We start from the raw sequence: 24009 nt of genomic DNA, 5'->3' as shown, positions 1-24009 counted from the left end.
GTAATATGAGTATTATCTTTTATCATGTTTTTCTACTATTGTACAGAACAGGCGTTCGGCTGATCTCCCCCTGGAACAGGAAAGCGAAGCTTTGGATGGAGGGAAGGAAAGGGCTTTTTGAGCGGATGAGGGCGGAGCTGGCGGCGGCGGGCCAGGCGGGTCCGGTGATCTGGATGCATTGCGCCTCGCTTGGTGAGTTCGAGCAGGGGCGGCCGGTGTTGGAAGAATTGCGCCGGCGGTCGCCGGGTTGCCGGATCGTGCTTAGCTTTTTTTCGCCCTCGGGGTATACTACCCGAAAAGACTACAAGGGCGCCGACCATATTTTCTATTTGCCGCTGGATAGTCCGGGGAATGCCCGGCAGTTCGTCGACCTGGTGAAGCCGGATATCGTGCTTTGGGTGAAATATGACTACTGGTATTACTTCCTGGCGGAGTTAAAAAAGCGGGGTATCCCGACGCTGCTGATCTCGGGGATCTTCCGGGAGGATCAACCTTTCTTCAAGTGGTATGGGCGGTTGCACCGGTACATGCTGGAATGTTTTACGCATCTTTTCGTACAGACGGATATGTCGCGGTTGCTGTTGCGGCGGCTGCGGCTGACGGAGAATGTGAGTGTCAGTGGGGACACGCGATTTGACCGGGTGATAGAGATTGCCGAGGGTGGTGAGCCGTTGCCATTGATCGAGGGCTTTTGCGCCGGGCGGCCGGTTATCGTAGCGGGTTCGACCTGGGAGGAGGATGAGGAGGAATTGGATCATTTTGCCAATACGCATCCGGACCTGCGATTTATTGTGGCGCCTCATGAGATCAGCGAGGCGCGGTTGCAGGAGGTGGAGAGATTGTTCCGGCATTCGATACGATATTCTGTGCTGGCGCGGGGTGGTGCTGTTCCGTCGCGTGGGCAGAGTGCGTGGCCGGAGGCGAATGTGCTGATCATCGATAATATCGGGATGTTGAGCCGGTTATACCGGTATGCTACGATCACGTATATCGGCGGGGGTTTTGGCGATGACGGGGTGCACAATGTGTTGGAGGCGGCGGTATATAGCAAGCCGGTGGTGTTCGGTCCGGTGATCGAGAAATATATCGAGGCGGTGGAGCTGACGGAGTGCGGCGGCGGGCTGATCATCGATAGTGCGCTGGAGGCGGAAAAGGTGTTTAACCGGTTGTTGCAGAATGCTGAAGAGCTCAAGGAGACCGGTGAGGCCTCGGGACGGTATGTGCATTCGAAAAAGGGGGCGACGCTGAAAATCGTGTCCTACATTTACGAGAAGCGTCTTTTGACCAGCTGATAGAAGTGGCGGGTGGTTTCGCGGTTCTCGTCCCAGCCCAATTTCACCTTCAGCTCTCTTTCCATCCAGTATTCGGCTTCCGGCAGGATGCGGAATCCATTGATTGTCTTGATACTACGCTCGTACATGACCTCATCGCCGCGAAAGAGCTGGTTGATGAAGACATAGCGGTCGTTGACGCCGATTGCCTTTTTAAGGTCGCGTACGGGGGTATCATTGAGGGCCGATTTGAGATCGGCCACTTCCGATTTCAGCTTGTCGTTGAGGGAGGTCGACGCCAGTCCGATGACATCATTTACTTCGCGGGAGCGTTGGGAGAGGGTGAACCGGTCTGTTGGCTTGTCCGCCAATGGATTAAACGGCCATTGACCGCGGTCGAGCGGCTTTTCGAGGGTGGCGGTCGCCGGGGCTTCCTGGGCGGCTATTGGGGCCGGCACGGAAGGTTGGACTGCGGGCGCCGGGGCCGGCGTCGTCGGCGGCATGTAGCGGGTATCCTCTTCGGATACAGGGACCGGCGGGGCGCCATTTACGTTGTTATTCCGTTGGTTGGCAGGCTCTTTCTTGGGTTCAGCGGGAACTTGGCCATTCTGCTGTCCGGCATACATTTTGGTGGCGGATGGCATCATAACCGTTATTTTTGTCGGCATTACCCGAACAGGCTGAGGTTGACTTGCGAGTTGTTGAAGCTCGGCTTCGAGGAGGTGCACGGTTTCGAGCATCTGGGCGGGTTCGGCCTTTCGGTCGGACTGCTCTTTCAGTTGAGTGATCAGTTCTTTAAGTCGTTCCATGGTACAAAAGCTAAACGCACTTTAAGGGTTAGTAGAAAGACCTATATAAAACCTATATAAAGTTATAACAAATTCCGAACCTAATTCATACACCTAATCTATGTTCATAGAACCCCATCTGTTGGGTGAGCGCCGAGGCTGGATCGAAGTCATATGCGGATCGATGTTTTCTGGTAAGACAGAAGAGCTGATCAGGCGGCTAAAGCGTGCTAAAATTGCCAATCTGAAAGTCGAGATCTTCAAACCTGCGATGGATACCCGCTATCATGAGCAGCATATCGTATCGCATGATGAGAACGCGATCCAATCTACTCCAATCGAAAATTCGCAGACTATCCTATTATTGGCGGGGGATGTCGATGTCATCGGCATCGACGAGGCCCAGTTCTTTGACGATCAATTACCGGAAGTCTGCGACCAGCTTGCAGTCAGGGGCATCCGGGTGATCGTCGCCGGTCTCGATATGGACTATTTGGCTAAACCTTTTGGTCAGATGCCTTACCTGCTGGCTAAAGCTGAATACATAACCAAGTTGCATGCCATTTGTGTCAAATGTGGAAATATTGCGAACTATTCCTTCCGAAAGGCAAGCAAACAGGGTCAGTTCCTGCTGGGTGAAGGGGATTTATATGAACCGAGATGCCGGCATTGTTATTATAGTCTGCCTTGAAATTAACATTCCATTATGAAAATAATTAATTTGTTAAAAAAGGACCTGTTGCTCGAAATTCGCCAACAGTATACTTTCTATGGCATCTTATTATATGTGACGGCGACCATTTTCGTGCTTTATTTATCGATGGGTCAGCCGGAGGGCCCGGTATGGAAGGGGCTTTTTTGGATGATCCAGCTGTTCATTTGCGTCAATGCGGTTGCCAAGAGCTTTTTGCAGGAGGGGCGGGGCCGGCTGTTGTATTTCTATTCGATCGCGGGCGCGAGGGATTTCATCCTGGCGAAGCTGGTGTTCAATGCCCTGTTGATGATGTTGATGAGTGGGGTAAGCCTGGTCCTGTTCCTGTTCATGCTGGGTGACCCTATGGGACATGAGGGTTATTTTGTGTTGATCACCTGTCTTGGCGGAGTGAGCCTGAGCCTGGTGTTTACTTTTCTTTCGGCGCTGGCGGCGCGGGCGCAACAGGGGGCGGCGCTGATGGCGATCCTCGGTTTTCCGCTGGTGATCCCGCAGCTGATGCTGTTGAACCGGATCTCGACGATTGCCTTCGAGGATGTGCTGCAGGGGGGACTTGGGTGGATGCTTGGGATTATGGCCGGGCTGGACATCCTGCTCGTGGTGCTGGCTATTATACTTTTTCCTTTTTTATGGAAGGATTAGCGGCTATAGCCTACCTTTGCCCCTCCAAGAAGAATTTATGCTTCGTCAGACCTGGTGGAAAATATTGTGCGTTCTATTATTAGCCTATACGGTCATCGCGGGTTTCCTGGGCGCTGTTCCTGCCAAGCCGATCGTGAATGAGACGATCCGCAATCTCTACTTCCATGTCGCCATGTGGATGGCCATGATGGTCTTTCTCTCCGTTTCGGTTGTGTATGCTATTCTCTATCTGCGTAAGCCGAATCATGCCTATGATGTCTATTCGCTGGAATACGCGAAGGTGGGGATCGTTTTCGGGACGCTGGGGATCATCACGGGCAGTGAGTGGGCGGGGTTTACCTGGGGAGCGTTCTGGAGCAACGATCCGAAGCAGTTGGGTGCGGTGATCGCGATGCTGATCTATTATGCCTACCTGGTGTTCCGAAACGGGATACCGGACATCGATAAGCGGGCGCGGCTTGGGGCGGTGTACAATATTTTTGCGTTTGCGATGTTATTCCCTACGATCTGGATCCTTCCGAGGATGGTGGAGAGCCTGCACCCCGGGGGGATGGGTGGAAATCCTGCCTTTAACGATCTCGATCCGCGGATGGCGATGGTTTGGGTTTGCGGAGCGATACCGGGGTGGACCCTGCTTGGCGTATGGATCGCGACCCTGCGGATCCGGCTGGCCCTGCTGACGGAAAAAAAATATTCTAATTCCTGAGAATGCATACGAAATTTCGAACGCTGCTGATCCTGTTGTTTTGTTGGGTGCTGGCGCTGCCGGTGATGGCGCAGGCCGATACGACCCGGAAAGTTGAAATGGCCGATGGACTTCGGGCTAACGGGAAGATCTATGTTGTGGTGATGGTGCTGGTGACGATACTGGCCGGGGTATTGTTTTATATGGTAAGGCTGGACCGCAAGATCGGCAAGCTGGAGAAGGAACTTAAATAGAGTAGGCACACACATGGGACCGGTTTGGTCCATTTTTTTTATAAAGCAAGCCAAATGGAATACAAATTTTTTGAAGCCGTAGAGAAAAGCTTTGACAAAGCAGCAGCTTTTACCAATTGGGATCCCGGCATCCTTGAGCAGATCAAACAATGTAATGCGGTGTACCGGATGTTCTTCCCCGTGAAGATCGGGGATAAGATAGAGGTCATCAAGGCCTACCGGGTGCAGCACTCGCATCATAAGACCCCTTGTAAGGGAGGTATCCGATTTGCACCATCAGTAAACCTCGACGAGGTGATGGCGCTGGCGGCGTTGATGACCTTCAAGTGCGCTATCGTGAATGTGCCTTTTGGCGGCGCCAAGGGTGGGATCAGCATCGATCCGAAGAAGTATACGCCATATGAGCTGGAGAAGATCACGCGGCGCTACACGTCCGAGCTGATCAAGAAGAATTTCATCGGGCCGGGTACCGATGTTCCTGCGCCCGACTATGGTACGGGTGAGCGCGAGATGGCCTGGATCCTCGACACTTATATGAGCATGCGTCCCGGGGAGATCGATGCGCTGGGTTGTGTCACGGGTAAGCCGGTGACACAGGGCGGGGTCCGGGGACGGCGTGAGGCGACGGGTCTTGGGGTCTTCTACGGCATCCGCGAGGTCTGTAATATGGAGGACATCATGAAGAAGCAGGGCTTAAAGCCCGGGGTGGAAGGGAAGACGGTAGTGGTGCAGGGTCTTGGCAATGTCGGCTATCATGCCGCCAAGTTCTTCCGCGAAGGTGGGGCCAAGGTCATTGCGCTGGCCGAGTTCGAGGGTGCGATCATGAACCCTGCGGGCTTGAATGAGGAAGAAGTGTTCCAGCATAGAAAGAAGACCGGCAGCATTCTGAACTTTCCAGGGGCGACGAATCTGGCCAATTCGGGGGATGCGCTGGAACTGGAGTGTGATATCCTGATCCCGGCGGCGCTCGAGAATGTGATCAACGGGAAGAATGCTCCGAAGGTGAAAGCGAAAGTGATCGGGGAGGCTGCCAATGGTCCGCTGACGCCGGAGGCTGATGAGATCTTTGCGAAGAGGGGTATCCTTGTCGTACCGGATATGTATCTGAATGCGGGCGGGGTTACGGTGTCGTACTTCGAGTGGCTGAAAAACCTGAGCCATGTGCGTTACGGCCGGATGGACAAGCGGTTCACGGAGAATATGAATATGCATATCCTGAACCAGATCGAGGGGTTGACGGGCAAGAAGGTGTCGCAGAAGGAGAAGGAGTTCATCGGGCATGGGGCCGATGAGGTGGACCTGGTGTACAGCGGGTTGGAGGATACGATGATCCTGGCTACGAGGGAGATCATGGATGCGTGGAAGGCTAATCCGAGTATTCCGGATATGCGGACGGCGGCGTATGTGGTGGCGATCAATAAGGTCGGTACGAGTTATGCGGAGCTGGGTATCTTTCCGTAGACGGACATTCTGCGTATCGAAAGCGGACACAGGCGCCTTCGGCGCGTTATGTTAGAGATTGGCCATCAGCGGATTGGAATATGGCATTGTGCTTGGGGCCTATGTTCGCATGATCCTCAACTTCATTAAAATCACCTTCCGGAATCTCTGGAAGAACAGGAGCTACAGTTTCCTGAATATATTCGGCCTCGCAATAGGTATCGCCTGTGCGGGGCTGATCTTTTTATGGGTGGAAGACGAGCTGAGCTTTGATCAGTCGCTTTCCAAGAAGGACAGGTTGTATTATCTGCCGACCAACCAGACCTATGAAGGGAAGGTTCGTACTTTCTCTGCCACGCCGGGTCCGCTGGGACCGGCGCTTGCCCGGGAGATCCCGGGTATCGAGAAGACGTGCCGGGTGCGTAACTGGCAGTCCCTGTTCACCGTTGGGGACAAGGCGATCTATGAGAATGGAGGATGGGCGGATTCGACGGTGTTCGAGCTGTTCGATCTTTCGTTTGTGGAAGGAAACGCCAGGACTGCCTTCGCCGATCCCGCCAATATCGTTATTACGGATAAAGTAGCCCGCCAGTTCTTTGGACGGGGGAAGGCGCTCGGAAAATTGATCAAGCTGGATAACGAGAAGGAATATCGGGTGTCGGGTATTGTGCAGGATATGCCGGTGAATACTACCTGGCGATTCGACTGGATCGCATCTTACCAGCGCAGCTATAACGATCACAAGGCGGAGGGATGGATGGACAACTGGGGCACGAACTTCGCGAACACATTCGTGCTGCTTTCGCCGGGCGCCGATGTCGGGCGGATCGGAAAGGAGCTTTATTCTTTTATTCAAAGTAAGCAAAAGGGCGCCGGCGCGAGGCCCTGGCTATACAGTGCCAGGGACTGGCATTTGAGGGATCATTTCGAAGACGGAAAGATCACCGGTGGACGTATCGAATACGTACGGATGTTCGTGGTGATCGCGTGGATCATCCTGCTGATCGCTTGTATCAACTTTATGAACCTGGCCACGGCCCGAAGCGACAAGCGGGCGAAGGAAGTGGGGGTCCGGAAGGTGATGGGCGCTGAGCGGCGCGGGCTTATCGGGCAATTCATCGGTGAGGCAATTGTAATGGCACTGTTATCCGTGATCATCGGGGTCATCCTGATCAGCCTTGTGATGCCCGCCTTTGCGCTGCTGATCGGCAAGCCGCTGGAACTGGGACTAATGAAGCCGTTGCATATCGGCGTCCTTGCGGCGATCGCGCTGGTTTGCGGGCTTGTGGCCGGAAGCTACCCGGCCTTATACCTGTCGGCCTTTAGCCCGGCTTTTGTTCTCAAGGGGATCAGGACCCGGGGCGGTGGGGCGGCTATTATCCGGAAAGGATTGGTGGTCGCACAGTTCACCATTGCCGTTGCGCTGATCATCTCCACGATCGTTATTTACCAGCAGATCGAACATATCCGCAACCGCGACATTGGATACAACCAAAACCATCTTATCGTTTGCGGGGCGAAGGGGGAGATCCACCAACATTTCAATAAAATCCGGCAGGACCTCCTCAATACCGGAGTGATCGAGAATGCCGGGCTCAACAGCTTCAATACTCTCTGGATCGGCAATAACGGATCGGGCGCCAAATGGGAGGGGAAGGATGCCAGTGCGGATCTGCTGATCTCCTACCGTACCGTCACCCCGGGATTTTTGGCGACGGCGGGAATGCGCCTGGCGGAAGGCAGGGATTTCCGGTCCGACAAGCCGGAAGCCGACAGCATGCATATTCTTATAACGGAAAGCTTTGCGAAGGCGATGGGGAAGGGCAGCGCGATCGGCAAGCGGATCTGGTTTGATAATAATCCGCCCTTTCTCGTTGTCGGGGTCGTAAAGGATTTTGTATTTGGCGATATGTATGGAAAGGCCGAGCCGGTGATGTTCTTTTGCTCATACAATGATAATCCCGATGCGCGATTCCTTTATGTACGGATAAAGCAGGATGTCCCGGCGGAGGTTGCGGTTGCCAGGATGCAGGTCGTGCTGAAAAAAGATAACCCGGCGTATCCCGTCGATTATAGTTTTGTGAGCGATGATTTCAATTCCATATTCAAGAGTGAGACCCTGATGGGGCAGCTATCGAAAGTATTTGCCGCGCTGGCCATTCTTATCTCGTGCCTGGGGCTCTTTGGGCTTTCGGCCTATATGGCCGAACGGCGGGTGAAGGAGATCGGTATCCGGAAGGTGTTGGGCGCGAGTGTGACAGGGTTGACGGGGTTGTTGTCGAAGGAGTTCCTGCAACTGGTGGGATTGTCGGCCCTGATCGCGTTTCCGCTGGCCTGGTTTTCGATGGATCATTGGTTGCGGCAGTTTGCCTACCGCATTGGGATCGAGTGGTGGATCTTTGTGGCGGCGGGGTTATCGGCATTGATCATTGCCTTGTTGACGATAAGTTTCCAGTCGGTGCGCGCGGCGATGATGAATCCGGCGCGATCATTGCGGAGCGAGTGAGTATGAACAACAGTACTACCCGGTTTAGCGACCGGGTCGAAGATTATGTCAAATACCGGCCGCATTATCCGGCGGCCATTCTTTCCCATTTAGCAACTATTTATGGATTCGATGCCGGCTGGGCCGTGGCGGATATCGGATCAGGGACGGGCATTTCTACGGAGCTGTTCCTACGTAACGGGAATCGTGTCTATGCAGTGGAGCCTAATCGCGAGATGCGTTTGAAGGCGGAGGAGCTGCTGGGCGGTTACCCCGGTTTTGTTTCCGTCGACGGGACGGCGGAGGCTACGGGTCTGCCAGGGGGAGTGGCGCGATTGATAGTCGCGGGCCAGGCCTTTCACTGGTTCGACCCGGTGAAGACGAGGCGGGAGTTGGTCCGCATAGGCGTGCCGGGTGCGGTTACTGCGCTGGTGTGGAATGAGCGGATGACGGAGAGTGATTTTGAAAAGGAATATGAGGACCTGATCTCGCGGTATGCGGGGGAGTACCGGACGGTGAATCATCGCAATATAGATGATCTGGCGGTCGGCGCTTTTTTTGCTCCTGCGACAGTGAGGTTGGACCATTTCGACAATGAGCAGCTGTTTGACCTGCCGGGATTGACCGGGAGGTTGTTGTCTTCCTCCTATGTTCCGAAGGACAATGCAGAGATGATGCGGGCGCTGGCCGCTTTGTTCGGGCGGCATGCCCGGGACGGGAAGGTCAGGGTGGGATATGACACGAAGTTGTATACGGGGCTACTCTGAATAAGCCGGGAGGGAGGCGATGTCCTCGAAATCGGTCAGGCCTTTGATGAAGGCGTGGCATTCTTCCCCGTTTGTAATGACGAGATATTTTATCGGGATGGCCATGTTATAGCGAAGCACCTGCCAAAGGACGCGGGTGTCGAGCTTTTCTTCCATGGCCTTACATTCGACCAGCATCCAGGGTTGGGCGGCCTTGTCAAAGACGAGGAGGTCGAAGCGTTTGTTCAGTTCGCCGAGCTTCATGCGACGTTCGACGGCCATATAGGAGGCGGGATAATTCTTTATCTGCAGGAGGTATTGAATGAAGTTCTGGCGCACCCATTCTTCAGGGGTAAGCCGGACCCATTGCTTTCGCAGTTCGTCCCAAATCTCCTCTTTCTTCTTCTCGGGTTCGCGTATTTTAAAGGGGTAGGAAGGATAGTAGATTTTAATCATAGGCCAAAACTATTTGCTAAATTTACGAAATGAAGACCAAAGAAGAGATCGTAAATAACTGGCTGCCACGCTACACGGGTGAAAAATTAGAGAATTTCGGTGAATATATCCTGTTGACCAACTTCGATAATTATGTGCAGCTGTTCGCCGAATGGCATGGGATACCGGTGATCGGGGAGCATAAACCGATGCAATGCGCCACGGCCGGGGACATTACCATCATCAATTTCGGGATGGGCAGCCCCGGGGCGGCGACGATCATGGACCTGTTGACGGCGATCCATCCGAAGGCGGCGTTGTTTCTTGGGAAGTGTGGGGGTCTGAAGAAGCGGAACAAGCTGGGGGACCTGATCCTGCCGATCGCGGCTATCCGGGGCGAGGGCACCAGCAACGACTATTTCCCGCCCGAGGTGCCTGCTCTGCCGGCCTTTGCGTTGCAGAAGGCGATCTCGACGACGATCCGGGATTATTCGGTGGATTACTGGACGGGGACGGTCTATACGACGAACAGAAGGATCTGGGAGCATGACGAAGTTTTTAAGGAATACTTACAGAAGATACGGGCCTATGCGATCGATATGGAGACGGCGACGATATTTTCGGTTGGGTTCTATAACAAGATCCCGACCGGAGCGCTGTTGCTGGTGAGTGATCAGCCGATGATCCCCGAGGGGGTCAAGACGGCGGAGAGCGATCTGAAGATCACGTCCGAATTTGTGGAGCGGCATATCAAGATCGGGATCGATTCCTTGAAGCAGCTGATCAATAACGGGCTTACGGTGAGACATCTAAGATTTTAGCCATGTCGGTGTTGTTATCCATTGAACATTTGGGGATCGGCTTTGCCACGGCCGAGGGGATGATGCCCGGCGTCGAAGACCTAAGCTTCGAGGTTCGCCGGGGGGAGATCGTTGCGCTGGTCGGAGAGTCGGGGTCGGGAAAATCGATCACTTCGCTTTCCGTCCTGGGGCTGCTGCCTTCGCCGCCTGCGCGGTATCTCTCGGGCAATATTTTTTTTACGGGCAGGGATGAGCGGACCGTGGACCTCTTGGCGTTAGGGGCCGAAGAGTTGCGGGCTATCCGGGGGGCGGAGGCGGCGATGATCTTCCAGGAGCCGATGACTTCGCTCAATCCTGTCTTTACCTGTGGCGACCAGGTGGCAGAAGCGATCCGGGTGCACCGGAAGGTTTCGGTGGCCGAGGCCAGGGAGGAGGCGATCGCCCTTTTCGAACGGGTGCGGCTACCCGACCCGGTGGCGATGTATGACCGGTGGCCGAATCAGCTGAGCGGGGGGCAGAAGCAGCGGGTGATGATCGCGATGGCGATGAGCAGCCGGCCTTCGTTGTTGATCTGCGACGAGCCGACGACGGCATTGGATGTGACGGTGCAGAAGACCATTCTCGAGCTGATCCGGCAATTGCAGGAGACGGAGGATATGGGTGTCATTTTTATCACGCACGATCTTGGGGTGGTGGCGGAGATCGCGGACCGGGCGGTGGTGCTTTATAAGGGAAAAATCGTCGAGCAGGGGCCAGTGCGGGAATTGTTCCGGGCTCCCCGGCATCCTTATACGAAGGGGCTTTTGAATTGCCGGCCGGCGTTGCATGTGAAAGGCGAGCGGTTGCCGGTGGTGAGTGATTATTTGGAGGGACGGGAGCCTTTGGCTTCCGTCGAGGTGATGCCTGTGAGAGTTGGGTTGGGCGAGGTGCTGATGCGGGTGGAGGATCTCAGGGTTTGGTATCCTGCGAAGAAGACTTTTTTGGGTAAGGTGTTGAAGTATAATAAGGCGGTGGATGGGGTGAGTTTCGAGGTGTATAAGGGAGAGACGCTTGGGTTGGTGGGTGAGTCGGGTTGTGGCAAGACGACCTTAGGCCGGGCGTTGCTGCGGTTGGTGGAGCCGACGGACGGGCGAATCTTTTTTGAAGGCCGGGCGCTGGGCGAGCTTTCGGCCGCGGATATGAAAGGATTGAGGAGCAGGATGCAGCTGATCTTCCAGGACCCCTACTCTTCCCTGAACCCGAGGCTGACGATCGGCGCGGCGATCGCGGAGGCGATGAAGGTGCATGGGATGGGGGCTTCGGACGGCGAGCGGCGGCAGATGGTGATCGAGCTGCTGGAGAAGGTGAGCCTCAGGGCGGGCCATTATGACCGGTGGCCGCACGAGTTCTCCGGCGGGCAGCGGCAGCGGATAGTTATCGCGCGGGCGCTGGCCCTGAAGCCGGCGTTCATTGTCGCCGACGAGTCGGTGTCGGCGCTGGATGTGAGCGTGCAGGCGCAGGTGCTGAACCTGCTGAACGATCTGAAAAAGGAATTCGGGTTTACGGTTGTCTTTATCTCCCACGATCTTTCGGTGATCCGGTATATCAGCGATCGCATCCTTGTCATGAATAAGGGGCGGATAGAAGAGGCGGGTGACGCCGAGGAGGTTTATCAACATCCCCGGAGTGAGTATACGCGGAAGCTTATCGACGCAATCCCTAATCTTCATCAGGCTGGCTGACGCGATACTCGCTATCCTGGAAAAAGGATGCCGCGCTTTTGCGGCGGGCCAACAGGAGCTTCCGCCATTGTTCGGAACATTGATCGACCGGCGATATACCTGCTTTCAGTTTTTTGGAGGTGAGGACCGCCAGCGAGGCGTCGGCACTGAGATCCTTATGGCCGGAGGGCTGGATGCCGCTGAGCCCGATCTGCCATTCATCATCCTTGTTGATCTTGTATTGGAAGAAGTAGACCCAGCCTTTTGCCGATTTGAATTGGGCAGGCTGTTTGTCCACCAGCCGGATAGCGGCGAATTCGTTGTTGCCGTGGCTTGCGACGAGCAGGCTGCGGGCCATGTCTTCCTGGGTCCGGTAACGACGGGGAAACCGGTCGAGGCAATCGATGGAGCTAAGGCCCTGGTAGAGTGCGCTGCGTGAGGCGTCGGCCGCGGCCAAAGCCATGAGCGTCGAGTCGGCGACGGGTCGGTGGTGACGCAGTAACAGGAGGCTGGTGCTGAGGCGCAGTTGGGGGTCGCGGCTTGTCAGCAGCCGGTCGAAGTAGCGGGGGATCGCCGCGTTCTTGTCAAAGAAGGGCAGGAGCAGGATCGCATAGTCGTCGAGCTCGTTGCCGGTCGCTTCGTCGTTATCGGAATCGGCATTATCGTCGTTCTCGTCTTCTTTTTTTTGCAGGCGCCGTTCGTCTTTGCTTTCCTGTTTTTTCCATTGGATCTTCGCGTCGAACCAGATCTGGCTGAACCAGGGTTCGTAGTCGGAGGCTTTGCAATAGTTGCTGTCGACGAGGCTGGCGAGCAGGGATTGAATGTTGGCCTTATAATCGTCGACGGTGGAAAGTTTCAACAGATCGGGGAAAAGGGTGCGGGCGAGGGCCAGGGAGTCACCGATGTCCCGAAAGAGACTGGTATATTCCGAGGCGTTATCGAAGACGGGCGGGTCTTCGATCATGAGCTGCTTCAGCAGTTGGTAGGCCGCGGCGGTCCGGTGATGGGCGAGGGCCTTCAGCACGGCGTTTTGCAACAGGCTGGTGTCGCCGGCCCGTTCGAAGATGTGTTTCAATCCGGCCACGACGCCTGGTGTTGCGGCGGAGTCGTTGATATATCCCAGTTCGTTGATCAGTTTTGTCTTTGTATCGAAATAGTCTTTGCCGTTATAGGGCAGGTGATGGATGGCATCGAGGAGGCGGGGAACGCCGGCGGGTCCGAAATAGACGTTCGGGATGGCTTCCTTTGCGCGTTTGGCGAGGAGAGAATCCTTGCTGTTGAAGTCGCGGAAGAACGCATCCAGTTTGCTGTCGAAGACCGAAACGGGGGCGGGCTGAACGACGGGCCGGAAAGTGGAGAAGAAGCGGGTAGTAAATTCGCTGGGCGGCATCAGGGAGTCCGAGAGCGAGACGATGCGAAATAGGTGATTGCCTTTCAGGAAGATCCACATGGCAATTTGCCGGGTGGTGTTGGTATCGGTCAGGATATAGTGGTAGCCGGCTTCATCGCCGTCGGTGTACGCTTGCCTTTTGCCGATGACCAGGTCACGGCGGAGGCGTTTTTCATTGGTCTCCTCGAGCCAGAAGGAAGCGCTGTCTTTGGGGTAGTAATATTTGGGGAAGGATTCGACGGATACGTAGACTGCTTCACCGGTAGAGTCGTCCTGGAAGAGGGCCGTCTTTGCGCGGGGCCAGTAGCTGTTGTAGTCCGGCAGGGAGTTGAGGAATTCCTCGCTGCTGGCCCTTTCGATGATGCCGCGCATGCCGGTGTCGATATCCGGCACCATGGGCGTGGTGACGCTGATGTGGGTGAAGGTATCGACATAGTTGCGGAAGCCGGGATAGCGGTAGGGGGTAAAGGCAAAGGAGTTGAAGAAGTTGTTGAATGACCGGGTGCGGCTGCGGCTATGGGCCGCCAGCAGGTAGTAGTCGGCGCCATGGAGGATGAAGCGGGCGCGAAGGAAGGAGCCGTCCTTTTCCTGGTAGACGGCTTCGAGGCCGGCGTGGCCGGCAATTGCGACGGGCTTGCGGGAGAGGATCCGTTCGATGAAGTCCGAGTTGCGGAAGCTTTCTTCCATGAGCGCGAGGTCAGCGGTGTCCTCTTCCATGAACCGGTAGTTCTGCACCGTCTTCTTCCAAAGGAGGAACGCGTCGCCGTTGGTGGTGTCGGTAGCCTCGTATTCCCAGCGGGTGATCCCGTCGGTAGTGGCGGTGTTGCGGTTCCGAACGGGGGTGCGGGGGAAGGCGATGCTGAAGCCGCCGCGGACCGGCTCAAAATTGGTCCAGCCGGCGGCGAGGCCGTGGCGGAGCTGGATGGAGCCAAAGAACTGGTCGGCCTCGGCGCCTTCGACGTAGCCGTTTGTACCGCTCATTTTGAACACCCATACTTCGGACATCGTGACGAGAATATTGTAGCGCTGAATATCCCCGCGGCGGGTGCGGGCGGTGATATCGAAGCCCTTGTAGCCGCTGCGGGTGATGGGAGTCTTTTTCAGGATCTTTCCCGGGATATTCTCGTAGAGGAGGCTATCGACCTTCTTCAGCACGGTCTCGTCCTTTTGGCCGAGGAAGCTGCTGTGAGTCTTTACCCGGCCGATGATATAATATGCGCCGTTGCCCATGTCGGCATATTGCCAGGAGTCGGGGGAGCGGCTCTCGTTGCGGCGGTAGAGCTTACCGGGCAGTTGGACGGAGAAGTCGCCGTCCTCGGAGGTGAACGTGGAGAAGGTGACCGGAACTTTTATCTTATCGATGTCGTCGCGGCGGGTGGCGTCACGGTCGGGCATGACGACCGGGCGTAGCGTGTAGCCTTTCCTGCGAAGGAGTTCGATGACCCCGCGTTTACCGGGGAGATGGGCGGCGCCCACTCCGACAAAAAGAGAGTGGTGATGTATGATGCTGTCGATGGAGGCTGCCTGGATCTCGTTGCGGCGGTAGAGGAATTTCTCCATGTAGGCTTCGGAGGGTTCCATGAGCCGTTCGAGGGAGTCGAGGAGGTCGAGATCCCCTTTTCGGTAAGCCTCCTGGGTCTTGCGCTCGATCTCGAAGGCCGATTCGCCGTCGGTGTCCGGCGCCTTTTTCTTGCGATCCTTCATCATGTCCTGGGTGGCCTCCATGACGAGGCGTTCGGTTTGGAAGTAATTCTCGACGCCGGTGGCCTGTTTGCCCAGCTTTTTGCCTGTCTGGTAAATATAGAGATCGAGGTAGGTATCTTCTTCGAAATCGGCCTGGGTGCGGAACGTTCTGTAAAGCAAGCCGTTGATGACGGTGGGTTCTTCGCTGAGCGCGGATTTGAGGCGGTCCTCATAGCGTTCGAGCTGGAAGGACCGTTCGTTGACGCCGTCGGCGGGTGCGCCCTGGGTGTAGAAGCGGAGGTTGGACTGGAGATTTTCGAAGCGGAAGAGCTGGTCCTGCCAGAGCTGGGGGTCGAGCTCGAGGGCTACGACGTCGGCGTTGCGAATATCGAGGTAGAAGGAGTCGCTGAGGTGAAAGACCAGCTTGCTGCTGACATGCATGGTCCCGAAGAGATAGGATGGTTTTTTGAGACCATTCCCGGTGATCTCCCAGAGGAGGGCGGGGTATTTCTTGTCCGGCCTGCGTTGTGCCGGTGACGCTATTGCGAGGAGAAGGAGAAGAACGGTTGCCTGCGCACAAAACCTGAGGGGGGTAGAGCTCATGTATAAGGGGAGTTATTCTAATACCGATACGATACAATATGCACAAAAGACGCCAATTCCCCTAAATTATTTTATTTGGAAAGGGGTCTTTTTTGTTGTACCTTCGCCCGCTTGGAAATTTCATGATAGCAGACCGGTACCGTAAGACCTGGTTTGTGCAGATAAGGCTCTAAAGTTACCCTCCCCCTGATATCATGTGAGAAGAGAAATATTAAAAATCAACATTCCACATGAAGCTTTCACAGTTTAAGTTTGATCTTCCCTTAAACCTTATTGCCCAGCACCCTGCGAAAAAAAGAGAGGATAGCCGAATGATGGTGGTCCACCGTAAGACCGGCCAGATCGAGAACAAGCATTTCCGGGACATCCTCGACTATTTCGACGATAAAGATGTATTTGTAGTCAACAATACCAAGGTTTTTCCGGCCCGGATGTATGGCCGCAAGGAAAAGACCGGCGCCAAGATCGAAGTTTTCCTCCTCCGCGAATTGAACAAGCCCAACCGTCTTTGGGACGTGATCGTCGATCCGGCGCGGAAGATCCGTGTGGGAAACAAGCTGTATTTTGGCGACAATGACGAGCTGGTAGCGGAGGTGATCGACAACACGACGAGCCGGGGCCGGACGATCCGGTTCCTGTGGGATGGGAATGACGAGGAGTTCCGCCAGGTGTTGGAGATCCTTGGGGAGACGCCGCTGCCGAAATATATCAAGCGCAAGCCCGACGAAGAAGACAAGGAGCGATACCAGACGGTATACGCCAAGCATGAGGGGGCTGTTGCGGCGCCGACGGCGGGGTTGCATTTTAGCAAAGAGCTTATCAAGCGTTTGGAGATCAAAGGGGTGCGGTTTAGCGAGATCACGTTGCATACGGGTCTTGGCACGTTTCGCCCGATCGAGGTGGAGGATCTTAGCAAGCACAAGATGGATGCCGAGTATTACCGGATCGAAGAGGATGCGTGTAAGATCGTGAACAAGGCGCGGCTGGGTGGTCATCGCATTTGTTCGATCGGGACGACGACGATGCGGGCGATCGAGTCCTCTTTTACGGCTGAAAAATTACTGAAGCCTTCGGAAGGCTGGACGAATACCTTTATCCATCCGCCTTACCAGTTCAATATTGCCGATGCGCTGGTCACCAATTTCCATTTGCCGAAGACGAGCCTGCTGATCATGGTTTGCGCGTTTGCGGGGTATGACCTGGCGATGGATGCGTATAAAAAGGCGATAAAAGATAAATATCGGTTCTTCAGTTATGGAGATGCCATGTTGATATTGTAAATTTAAACCGGCCTAACGGCCGGTTTTTTTATGCGCCTACTTTTTCTACTACTATTGCCTTTTATGGCTACTGCACAACAAGAGATGCCTTTGTACGGGTCCGACCCGATCCCCAATTCGAGGAATGCGGCGAATGCCGAGACGGTGGATTCCAGCGGGAACCCGGTGCGTTATTCGTACAGCAAAGTGAGCCGCCCTACCCTAACGGTTTGGCAACCTCCGGCGGGGAAGCGAACGGGGACGGCCGTTATTGTTGTTCCCGGGGGCGGGTATGTGCACCTGGCCATGACCCATGAGGGGACGGATGTGGCGGCGTGGTTGAACAGTCTTGGCATCACGGCTTTTGTGTTGAAGTACCGGTTACCCAGCGACGAAACGATGGTGGACAAGACCATCGGGCCGTTGCAGGATGCGCAGCGGGCGATCCAGGTGGTGCGTCAGCGGGCGGCGGAATGGGGGGTGAGACCGGGCTGTATTGGCATCCTGGGCTTTTCGGCCGGCGGGCATTTGGCTTCGACGGCTGAAACACATTTTATGACGCCGGTGATCGCCAACCCGGCGGGTGTTTCCTTGCGGCCGGACTTTGCGGTGTTGCTTTACCCGGTGATCAGCTTTGACGACAGCACGGGGCATCGGGGAAGCCGGGATAATCTCATTGGTCAGCATCCTTCGGCTGCGCTTATTCAGAAATACTCGAACCAGCTGCAGGTGACGGATCAGACGCCGCCGACCTTTCTTGTGCATGCGGAAGATGATAAGACGGTGCCTGTTGTCAACAGCATTTATTTCTATGAGGCTTTGCTGCGGCATCATGTGCCGGCGGAAATGCATCTTTATCCCACCGGCGGGCATGGGTTTGGGCTATGGAATCATACGACGAAGGACCAGTGGCCGGACCGGTTGAAGAATTGGTTGGCTACGGGAGGGTGGCTGTAGGGCTGGGGCTTCGCCGGCGAAGCCCAACAGGGCTAATAATTGTCCTTCGGACGAGCCTCCTCCGTCGACTCAATGAAGACCCGGGTAGCGGGGATCCGGAGGTGGAGGGAAGTAGTCTAGCGGCAGCAGGTTGCCTATCTTTTCGGACTGGCCCCAGCGCCCGGTGGTCAGCAGTTCTTTTCCGGGGTAATAATTTCCATTCTCTTCGATGGTGACGGGTTGAGCGCCGAGCAGGCGAATGCCCGATACATAGAAGCTGTCGGTGCGGCTGCTTACGCCGTAGGTGACGAGCAATGTCCCATCAAAATTGAGATCCAGCGCCGGGCTACCGGCATGCGGAGAGGTCAGCGAGTCGGGTGAAACGGCGATCCGCCGCTGGATCATATTGGGTTGGCGGAGTACTTCCCAGAAATGATACAGGGTATCCATCGGGAACAGGCCGGGTTTCTGGAAATCGGGGCGATAGATCTCCTTTACCCGCATCTTTTCGATGTTGGGCACGGTCAGCTCGCGTTGGATCAGGAAGCTTTCATGGAGTGTATGACCGGCATAGAGGCTGCGGATGAAATGCATGAGCGAACCGCGATAGGTCGTTTTCCGGCTGAGCTGCCATTCCTGTTGACGGTCCTTGTTCTTCGCTTCCTGCTCGTGGAACAGTGGATAGCCTTGCCAGGTGGTGATCTTGTTGTTAAAGTCGGCGACGAACTCTTCCAGCCTGTACTCGAGGGTGTAGCCCAGGGCGTCGTTGGCGATCTGCAAGGGCTCGGTAGCGGTTACGCTCAGCCGGTTGCCCCGTTTGTAAAAATGGAACCGCAGGACTTCCCGGTTGAGGATCTCGCAGGAGGAGGCGTTTGCGCCGGTGCCGATAAAGTTCTCGCGGAAGAATTTCCCGTATTTTCCCCAGCCTCTTTTTTCGTAGGGTTCGACCGTGATGGTTGTCAGTTCGGTCGCGTCCTGGTGAAGACGGATGTTGATCGGGGGTGTTTGTTCGCGGCCGTTGATCCGGCGGATCACGGTTGTGTAGCCGATAGCGGAGATGACCAACTCGTAGTTTCCTGCCGGGATGACAAGGCGGAAGGTACCGTCTTTATTGGTGACTGCACCTTTTGAGGTGTTGTTTAGGTATACGCTTACGGCCGCGAGCGGCCGGCCGGTGATACTGTCGGTCACCGTGCCGGTGAGTTGCGCCTGGGCTTCGCCCAGGCTGGTAAATGAGATGATGAGAATAAGCAACCACTTCACACCATGAATGTAGGGATTATTCTAATCCGAACAGTCCTTTGTTGAGCAGCTGCAGCGTCTCCGTCTTATATGCGGAGGGGATGAGCAGGGATACGTTGTGTTTGCTGCCGCCGTAGCTGACCATGCGGATCGGCACGGTGGTGAGCGCAGTGAACAGCTTGCTCAGCAGATCGGGCGTGGTGGCAAGCTCGTTACCCACGATGGATACGATGGAATGGTTCTCTTCCACTTCGATGCTGCCGAAGGGTTCGAGCTCGCGGACGATGGCCTTCAGCTCGGTAGAGCTTTCGATTGTGAGGGATACCGCCACCTCGGAGGTGGTGATCATATCGATAGGGGTGCGATATTTTTCAAAGACTTCGAATATCTTTCGCAGGAAGCCGTAGGCCAGGAGCATGCGGCTGCTGCGGATGTTGATCGCGATGATGCCATCCTTGGCGGCGATGGCTTTTACGCCGGCGGAGCCGGCCTCTTCGGTGATCAGCGTGCCCTTTGCTTCCGGCTGCATGGTATTGAGCAGGCGAACGGGGATCTTATAGAATTGGGCGGGCCAGATGGAGGCAGGGTGAAGGATCTTGGCGCCGAAGTACGCCAGTTCGGCGGCTTCTTCGAAGCTAAGCTGTTCGATGGCGACGGTTTTTTTGACGACGCGGGGGTCGTTGTTGTGCATGCCGTCGATATCGGTCCAGATCTCGCAGACGCTGGCGTTGATCGCCGCGGCGATGAGGGAGGCGCTGTAATCGCTGCCGCCGCGTTTGAGGTTGTCGACCTCGCCGCGGGCGTTGCGGCAGATGTACCCCTGGGTAATGAAGAGTTTTTTATCCTTATGCTGGCGGAGCAGGTTTTCGAGACGGCTTTTGATCGTATTGATCTGAGGTTCGTCGTGTGCGTCGATGCTCATGAATTCCAGAGCCGGCAGCAGGAAGTGGTCGATGCCGTTCTCTTCGCAGAAGATGGAGAACAGTTTGGTGGACAGGAGTTCGCCCTGCGCCAAAATATCCTTGCTGAGCGCTTCGCTGAAGGAGATCTTCAGGATGATCGTGAGGAATTCGAAGTGTTCGGCGATGATGGACCTTGCCTTTTTCAGTGAGGCGTCCTTTTTTACGAGATCCTTTATGAAGGTTTGATAGTGTGCTTCGAGCTTGTCGATGAGTTCCTTTGCCTTTTCCCGCTGGCCGGAGGAGATGGCGTTGCCGATCTCGACGAGGGAGTTGGTGGTGCCGCTGAGGGCGCTGAGGACGACGATCTTTGGTTCGTTGTCGGCTGTGATGAGTTCACTGACCTGACGCATTCTTTCGGGCTTGCCTACGGAGGTGCCCCCGAATTTCATAATTTTCATCTATCTCTTACTTTGCTTTGGGACCGCAAAGATACGGGCCGTCGCGTTAGAAATTTTCGAAAATAGAGGCTACGCCGAGTTTTTCGGCGAGGCCTATGAGATCGTTCACTACGGCCGGGAGGAGCGGGATGCCGGTTGCGCGGCGTTCGGCTTCCATTTCGCGTTCGGGGTCGCCTGGGATGAGGACGCGTTGCTGGCCGGGCACGGGAGTGGCGCTGCGGAAGCGGCGGATCCATTTATCCATATCGAGTTTGAATTCATCGGCGGGGCGGAAGGCGTCGACGCGCATGGCGCCGAAGAAGTGGCCGATGCCTTTGCCGGGCATGCCGGTGGGCATGGGAACATAGGCTGGGAAGGGGGGCACCCAGGGGCCGTAGTTGGCGCCGCTGAGGACGGCGGAGAAGATGTCGACGATGGCTCCGAGGGCGTAGCCTTTGTGGCTGCCGTGGTCGCGGTCGCCGCCGAGGGGAAGGAGGGCGCCGCCGGACTTCAGCTCATGGGGATTGGTGGAGGGCCGGCCATTTTTGTCCTGTATCCAGCCGAGGGGGGCTTCTTCGCTCTTGCGCTGGAGGATCTCCAGTTTGCCGTTGGCCGCGGTGGTCGTGGCCAGGTCGGCGACGAAGGGGGGTTCCTCCCCTGCCGGAATGGCGACGCAGATGGGGTTGGTGCCAAGGAGGCGTTCGAGCGAGAAGGTGGGAGCTACCAGGGCGCTGGCGTTGGTCATGGCGACGCCGATCATCTCTTTCTTCACCGCCTGCAGGGCATGATAGCCGGCGATGCCGAAGTGATTCGAGTTCTGGACGCTTACCCAGCCGGTGCCTACCTGTGCCGCCTTTTCGATGGCGATCTGCATGGCGAATGGCGCCACGACGAGGCCGAGACCGCTATCTCCATCGACGACGGCCGTCGAGGGCGTCTCGTGAACGATGCGCAGCTGCGGGCGAGGGTTGGCCCGTCCTGCTTCCTTCAGGCGGACATAGCCGATGAGCCGTGCGACGCCGTGCGAGTCGATGCCGCGGAGGTCGGCGCTAAGCAGGGCTATGGCAGCGGTCTGTGCGTCGGTGTCCGGGCAGCCGATGGCTTTGAAGATATCGATGGTGAATTTCAGCAGCTGATCATAGGGGATGACTGTTTCTTTTGGGTTCATGGGGCTAAGATACGATCTTCATCGCGGCCGGGTCCCAGCGGATGGGGTTGCCGTCGAAATAGCTCTGGTTGGCCAACAGGCAAGGCGCCGCAGCGCGGAAGCCAAATATGGGGTCTTCGACAATGGGCTTGCCCGTGCGAACGGCATCGAAGAAATGCGTATGATGGTCGAGGTCTTCATTATAATTATCGGGAAGCTTGTAAACGGTGGGCGGTTTTGACGTGGCTTCACGTTGTGCGGCGGACCAGCGGGTATTGTATTGCTTCATCAACTGGTCCTGCATGGCCTTTGGATAAGTTTCCAGGGCGTCCCAGCCGCCGATGCCCGGTGCTTCGGACATTTTGTGATGATGGATGGTGAATCCGTTGTCCGTCATTTCGAGCACTCCTTCGGAGCCGATGAACCGGAGGCTGCCCGTCTCGCCGAGGCCGCTCACGAAGTTGCATTGTAGGACCACCTGGAAGGCGGGATGTGCGGGGGTATCGGGGTAGGACATCAGCGCCGTCATCACGTCGGGGACGTCGCGGCCGTCCTTCCAGTAGCAGAGCTGCCCTGAGGAAACCACTTTATCCGGTCCGTTGGACCCCGTGATAAAGTGAATGCCGGACAGGAGGTGGACGAAGAGATCGCCGGCCATGCCGGTTCCGAAGGCGCGGTAGTTGCGCCACCAGAAGAACTTTTTGGGGTCCCAGGGTTCGGCGGGTTTACCTTTTATATAACGTTGCCAGTCGACGGTTTCCGGTGAGGCGTCTGCCGGCTGGGTATATTCCCAGGCGCCGAGGGCGTTCTGGCGGTTCCAGGTGGCTTCGATGCAGTTCAGCTGACCGATCTCCCCGGCTTTGTAGAGTTCTTTCGCCTTTGCATAGGCCACGCTGCTGACGCGCTGGCTGCCGATCTGCATGGGTCTGCCCGAGGACTTGTGGGTCGCGATGAGGGGCAGGCCTTCTTCGATCCGGTGGACCATCGGTTTTTCGCAGTATACCGCCTTGCCTTTTGCGAGGGCTTCGGTGGCGATGCGGGCGTGCCAGTTATCGCTGGTGGCGATAATGACCGCGTCGATATCCTTGCGGTCGAGGATCTGCCGGTAGTCGCGGGTGGTGAAGAGGTCCTTTCCGTACCGTTCTTTTGCCCTTTCCAGGCGCCCGGTGTAGAGGTCGCAGGCGGCGACCAACTTTACGCCGGGTACCTGGAGGGCGGTATTGACGTCATTGTAACCCATGATCCCCATGCCGATACCGGCGATACGTACGGTATCGGCGGGTCCGGAGTGGCGGGTGACCTCGAGGAGGTGTTCTTCCTGGTGGGTCTTTTCGGCAGCGGTTGTGGGTATATTTCCCGCGGAGAGCAGCAGGGAGGCCCCTCCCAGCTGTCTAATAAATTGACGACGGGTCTTGCTCCGGTTCATATGGCAATTATTTGACATTAAAGCTTACTGACCTGTTCGTTATAAAATTTGATCGTTTGGAGGACATCGGGGACATTGTTATACCAGTTGTCTTCCCTCTCGATAGAGAACATACCCTTGAAATGCTGACGTTTGAGTTCCTCGAAGATCGGAGTAAATTTTATCACCCCCGTACCCACGATCCGGTCAGCAGCCTTGACATTCCCTGCCGAGTCAACGTCCTTTAAGTGAACGCCAAAGACATGTCCTTCGAGCTTTTTCAAGCATTCGACGGGGTCGAGGCCGTTGCGTACCCAATGTCCGATGTCTGCGCAGGAACCGATATGGGGGTGGCCTTTCGCGGCTGCGAGGACGGAATCGGGGTGCCAGTAGGGGTTCGGGCGGGGATGGTCGTGGATCGCGACGTTGATGCCGTAGATGCCTGCGAGGCTGTCGACGCCGTCCCACTGGTTCTTAAGGGGTTCAGCGGTGATATAGCTGAGACCGAACTCTTTGGCCAGATCGAAGTACTGCTTCCACTCAGCGATGGTGTTGGGCTGGATGACGCCCATTGCTACTATCTGTATACCCTTGGATTGAAGGAGTTTTTTCAACTCCGCCCTGCTTGCCGCCGACATCCGGATGCCGAATGTGTCTTTCATGTCACCACCGAGGGGCTGGCCGGGAAATGCTTCTATATATTTTAATCCTGTACTGTCGACCTTGTCGAGGGCTTTTACAAAGGGGCCGGCGACGTGGAAGGTCCACATCTGGACGCCGAGTTTCCAGTCCTTTGTGACGTTTGCGGCGGAGGAGTCGCCGGCGTAGGAGGAATCTTTTTTTGTCGTGTCCCCGTTGCCGGTAGAATTACCACAGCCGGCGAGGCCAAATGCGGCTGAAATACAGAGCAGGCAGGCAAAGAGCGATGATCTCATGTTTAGTCTATTTTTTTGGTCAGGAAAATAAAGTACTGAAATTAAGCGTTTTTGCTCATCCAAACTTTGCTAAAGTACGGACAACTGTGTAGCACATGTATGCGTTTATCAT

At 55.9% G+C, this 24009-nt stretch carries 20 protein-coding genes; 12 read left to right on the top strand and 8 right to left on the bottom strand.

What is annotated here, in order from left to right; genetic code table 11:
- Nucleotides 1-5 precede the first annotated feature (5 nt).
- Nucleotides 6-1292, top strand: coding sequence for a 3-deoxy-D-manno-octulosonic acid transferase (locus VHE34_RS29695; RefSeq protein ID WP_325594942.1), 1287 nt, complete (start codon nt 6-8; stop codon nt 1290-1292).
- On the opposite strand, the gene VHE34_RS29690 is transcribed toward VHE34_RS29695, so the two are convergent.
- Entirely contained in the window at nt 1265-2080 is an 816-nt protein-coding gene (locus tag VHE34_RS29690) for a hypothetical protein (protein ID WP_325594940.1), read from the bottom strand. The two genes, VHE34_RS29695 and VHE34_RS29690, sit on opposite strands and share 28 nt — an antisense overlap.
- 100 nt (nt 2081-2180) lie before the next feature.
- On the opposite strand from VHE34_RS29690, the gene VHE34_RS29685 reads away from it, so the two are divergent.
- From VHE34_RS29685 to VHE34_RS29655, 7 genes are read left to right on the top strand one after another with little or no spacing between them, the layout of a single operon-like run.
- Nucleotides 2181-2750 (top strand): thymidine kinase, encoded by a 570-nt coding sequence (locus tag VHE34_RS29685; protein ID WP_325594938.1) that lies wholly within the window; start codon nt 2181-2183, stop codon nt 2748-2750.
- 15 nt (nt 2751-2765) lie between these two features.
- Nucleotides 2766-3413: a heme exporter protein CcmB gene (locus VHE34_RS29680; protein WP_325594936.1), complete on the top strand. Its 648-nt coding sequence runs from the start codon at nt 2766-2768 to the stop codon at nt 3411-3413.
- Entirely contained in the window at nt 3307-4119 is an 813-nt protein-coding gene (gene ccsA / locus VHE34_RS29675) for a cytochrome c biogenesis protein CcsA (RefSeq protein WP_325594934.1), read from the top strand. The genes VHE34_RS29680 and ccsA overlap by 107 nt, the downstream gene beginning before the upstream one ends.
- A 2-nt stretch (nt 4120-4121) precedes the next feature.
- A complete protein-coding gene (locus tag VHE34_RS29670) occupies nt 4122-4352 on the top strand; it encodes a CcmD family protein (RefSeq protein WP_325594932.1) in 231 nt (76 codons plus the stop codon).
- A gap of 54 nt (nt 4353-4406) precedes the next feature.
- The gene (locus tag VHE34_RS29665) at nt 4407-5813 is read left to right on the top strand and encodes a Glu/Leu/Phe/Val dehydrogenase (RefSeq protein ID WP_325594930.1); all 1407 of its coding nucleotides are present in this window, start codon (nt 4407-4409) and stop codon (nt 5811-5813) included.
- Nucleotides 5814-5871: 58 nt separating this feature from the next.
- A complete protein-coding gene (locus tag VHE34_RS29660) occupies nt 5872-8298 on the top strand; it encodes an ABC transporter permease (protein ID WP_325594928.1) in 2427 nt (808 codons plus the stop codon).
- A 2-nt stretch (nt 8299-8300) separates the two neighbouring features.
- Nucleotides 8301-9044 carry a class I SAM-dependent methyltransferase gene (locus tag VHE34_RS29655; RefSeq protein WP_325594926.1) on the top strand — a complete coding sequence of 248 codons (744 nt, stop codon included), beginning with the start codon at nt 8301-8303 and terminating at the stop codon, nt 9042-9044.
- Here the strand turns inward: VHE34_RS29655 and VHE34_RS29650 are convergent.
- Nucleotides 9036-9479, bottom strand: a complete 444-nt coding sequence (locus VHE34_RS29650) for a type I restriction enzyme HsdR N-terminal domain-containing protein (protein WP_325594924.1) — start codon at nt 9477-9479, stop codon at nt 9036-9038. The genes VHE34_RS29655 and VHE34_RS29650 overlap by 9 nt on opposite strands.
- Before the next feature lie 29 nt (nt 9480-9508).
- Between VHE34_RS29650 and VHE34_RS29645 the strand changes: the two genes are divergently transcribed.
- Together VHE34_RS29645 and VHE34_RS29640 are read left to right on the top strand one after the other, a co-directional pair.
- Entirely contained in the window at nt 9509-10279 is a 771-nt protein-coding gene (locus VHE34_RS29645; protein ID WP_325594922.1) for an AMP nucleosidase, read from the top strand.
- A gap of 2 nt (nt 10280-10281) precedes the next feature.
- The gene (locus VHE34_RS29640; RefSeq protein ID WP_325594920.1) at nt 10282-11979 is read left to right on the top strand and encodes an ABC transporter ATP-binding protein; all 1698 of its coding nucleotides are present in this window, start codon (nt 10282-10284) and stop codon (nt 11977-11979) included.
- Here the strand turns inward: VHE34_RS29640 and VHE34_RS29635 are convergent.
- On the bottom strand, nt 11957-15634 hold the full coding sequence (locus VHE34_RS29635) for a TraB/GumN family protein (protein ID WP_325594918.1): 3678 nt from the start codon (nt 15632-15634) through the stop codon (nt 11957-11959). The two genes, VHE34_RS29640 and VHE34_RS29635, sit on opposite strands and share 23 nt — an antisense overlap.
- Before the next feature lie 230 nt (nt 15635-15864).
- Between VHE34_RS29635 and queA the strand changes: the two genes are divergently transcribed.
- Both queA and VHE34_RS29625 read left to right on the top strand, forming a co-directional pair.
- On the top strand, nt 15865-16914 hold the full coding sequence (queA, locus tag VHE34_RS29630) for a tRNA preQ1(34) S-adenosylmethionine ribosyltransferase-isomerase QueA (protein ID WP_325594916.1): 1050 nt from the start codon (nt 15865-15867) through the stop codon (nt 16912-16914).
- Between the two features lie 63 nt (nt 16915-16977).
- Complete coding sequence (locus VHE34_RS29625) at nt 16978-17850, top strand: alpha/beta hydrolase (protein WP_325594914.1); 873 nt, start codon at nt 16978-16980, stop codon at nt 17848-17850.
- A 69-nt stretch (nt 17851-17919) separates the two neighbouring features.
- On the opposite strand, the gene VHE34_RS29620 is transcribed toward VHE34_RS29625, so the two are convergent.
- Genes VHE34_RS29620 through VHE34_RS29600 form a run of 5 tightly spaced genes read right to left on the bottom strand, consistent with a single transcriptional unit; the run spans nt 17920 to nt 23897 of the window.
- Nucleotides 17920-19092 carry a carboxypeptidase-like regulatory domain-containing protein gene (locus tag VHE34_RS29620; protein ID WP_325594912.1) on the bottom strand — a complete coding sequence of 391 codons (1173 nt, stop codon included), beginning with the start codon at nt 19090-19092 and terminating at the stop codon, nt 17920-17922.
- A gap of 16 nt (nt 19093-19108) precedes the next feature.
- On the bottom strand, nt 19109-20422 hold the full coding sequence (locus VHE34_RS29615) for an aspartate kinase (protein WP_325594910.1): 1314 nt from the start codon (nt 20420-20422) through the stop codon (nt 19109-19111).
- Nucleotides 20423-20477: 55 nt separating this feature from the next.
- On the bottom strand, nt 20478-21578 hold the full coding sequence (locus VHE34_RS29610) for an Ldh family oxidoreductase (RefSeq protein WP_325594908.1): 1101 nt from the start codon (nt 21576-21578) through the stop codon (nt 20478-20480).
- 4 nt (nt 21579-21582) lie between these two features.
- The gene (locus VHE34_RS29605; RefSeq protein WP_325594906.1) at nt 21583-22983 is read right to left on the bottom strand and encodes a Gfo/Idh/MocA family oxidoreductase; all 1401 of its coding nucleotides are present in this window, start codon (nt 22981-22983) and stop codon (nt 21583-21585) included.
- A 17-nt stretch (nt 22984-23000) separates the two neighbouring features.
- The gene (locus VHE34_RS29600) at nt 23001-23897 is read right to left on the bottom strand and encodes a sugar phosphate isomerase/epimerase (RefSeq protein ID WP_325594904.1); all 897 of its coding nucleotides are present in this window, start codon (nt 23895-23897) and stop codon (nt 23001-23003) included.
- Between the last annotated feature and the right edge of the window lie 112 nt (nt 23898-24009).

This window comes from Puia sp. (assembly GCF_035546395.1).
Taxonomy (GTDB): Bacteria; Bacteroidota; Bacteroidia; order Chitinophagales; family Chitinophagaceae; genus Puia.
This window is presented reverse-complemented; position numbering and strand designations above follow the sequence as displayed.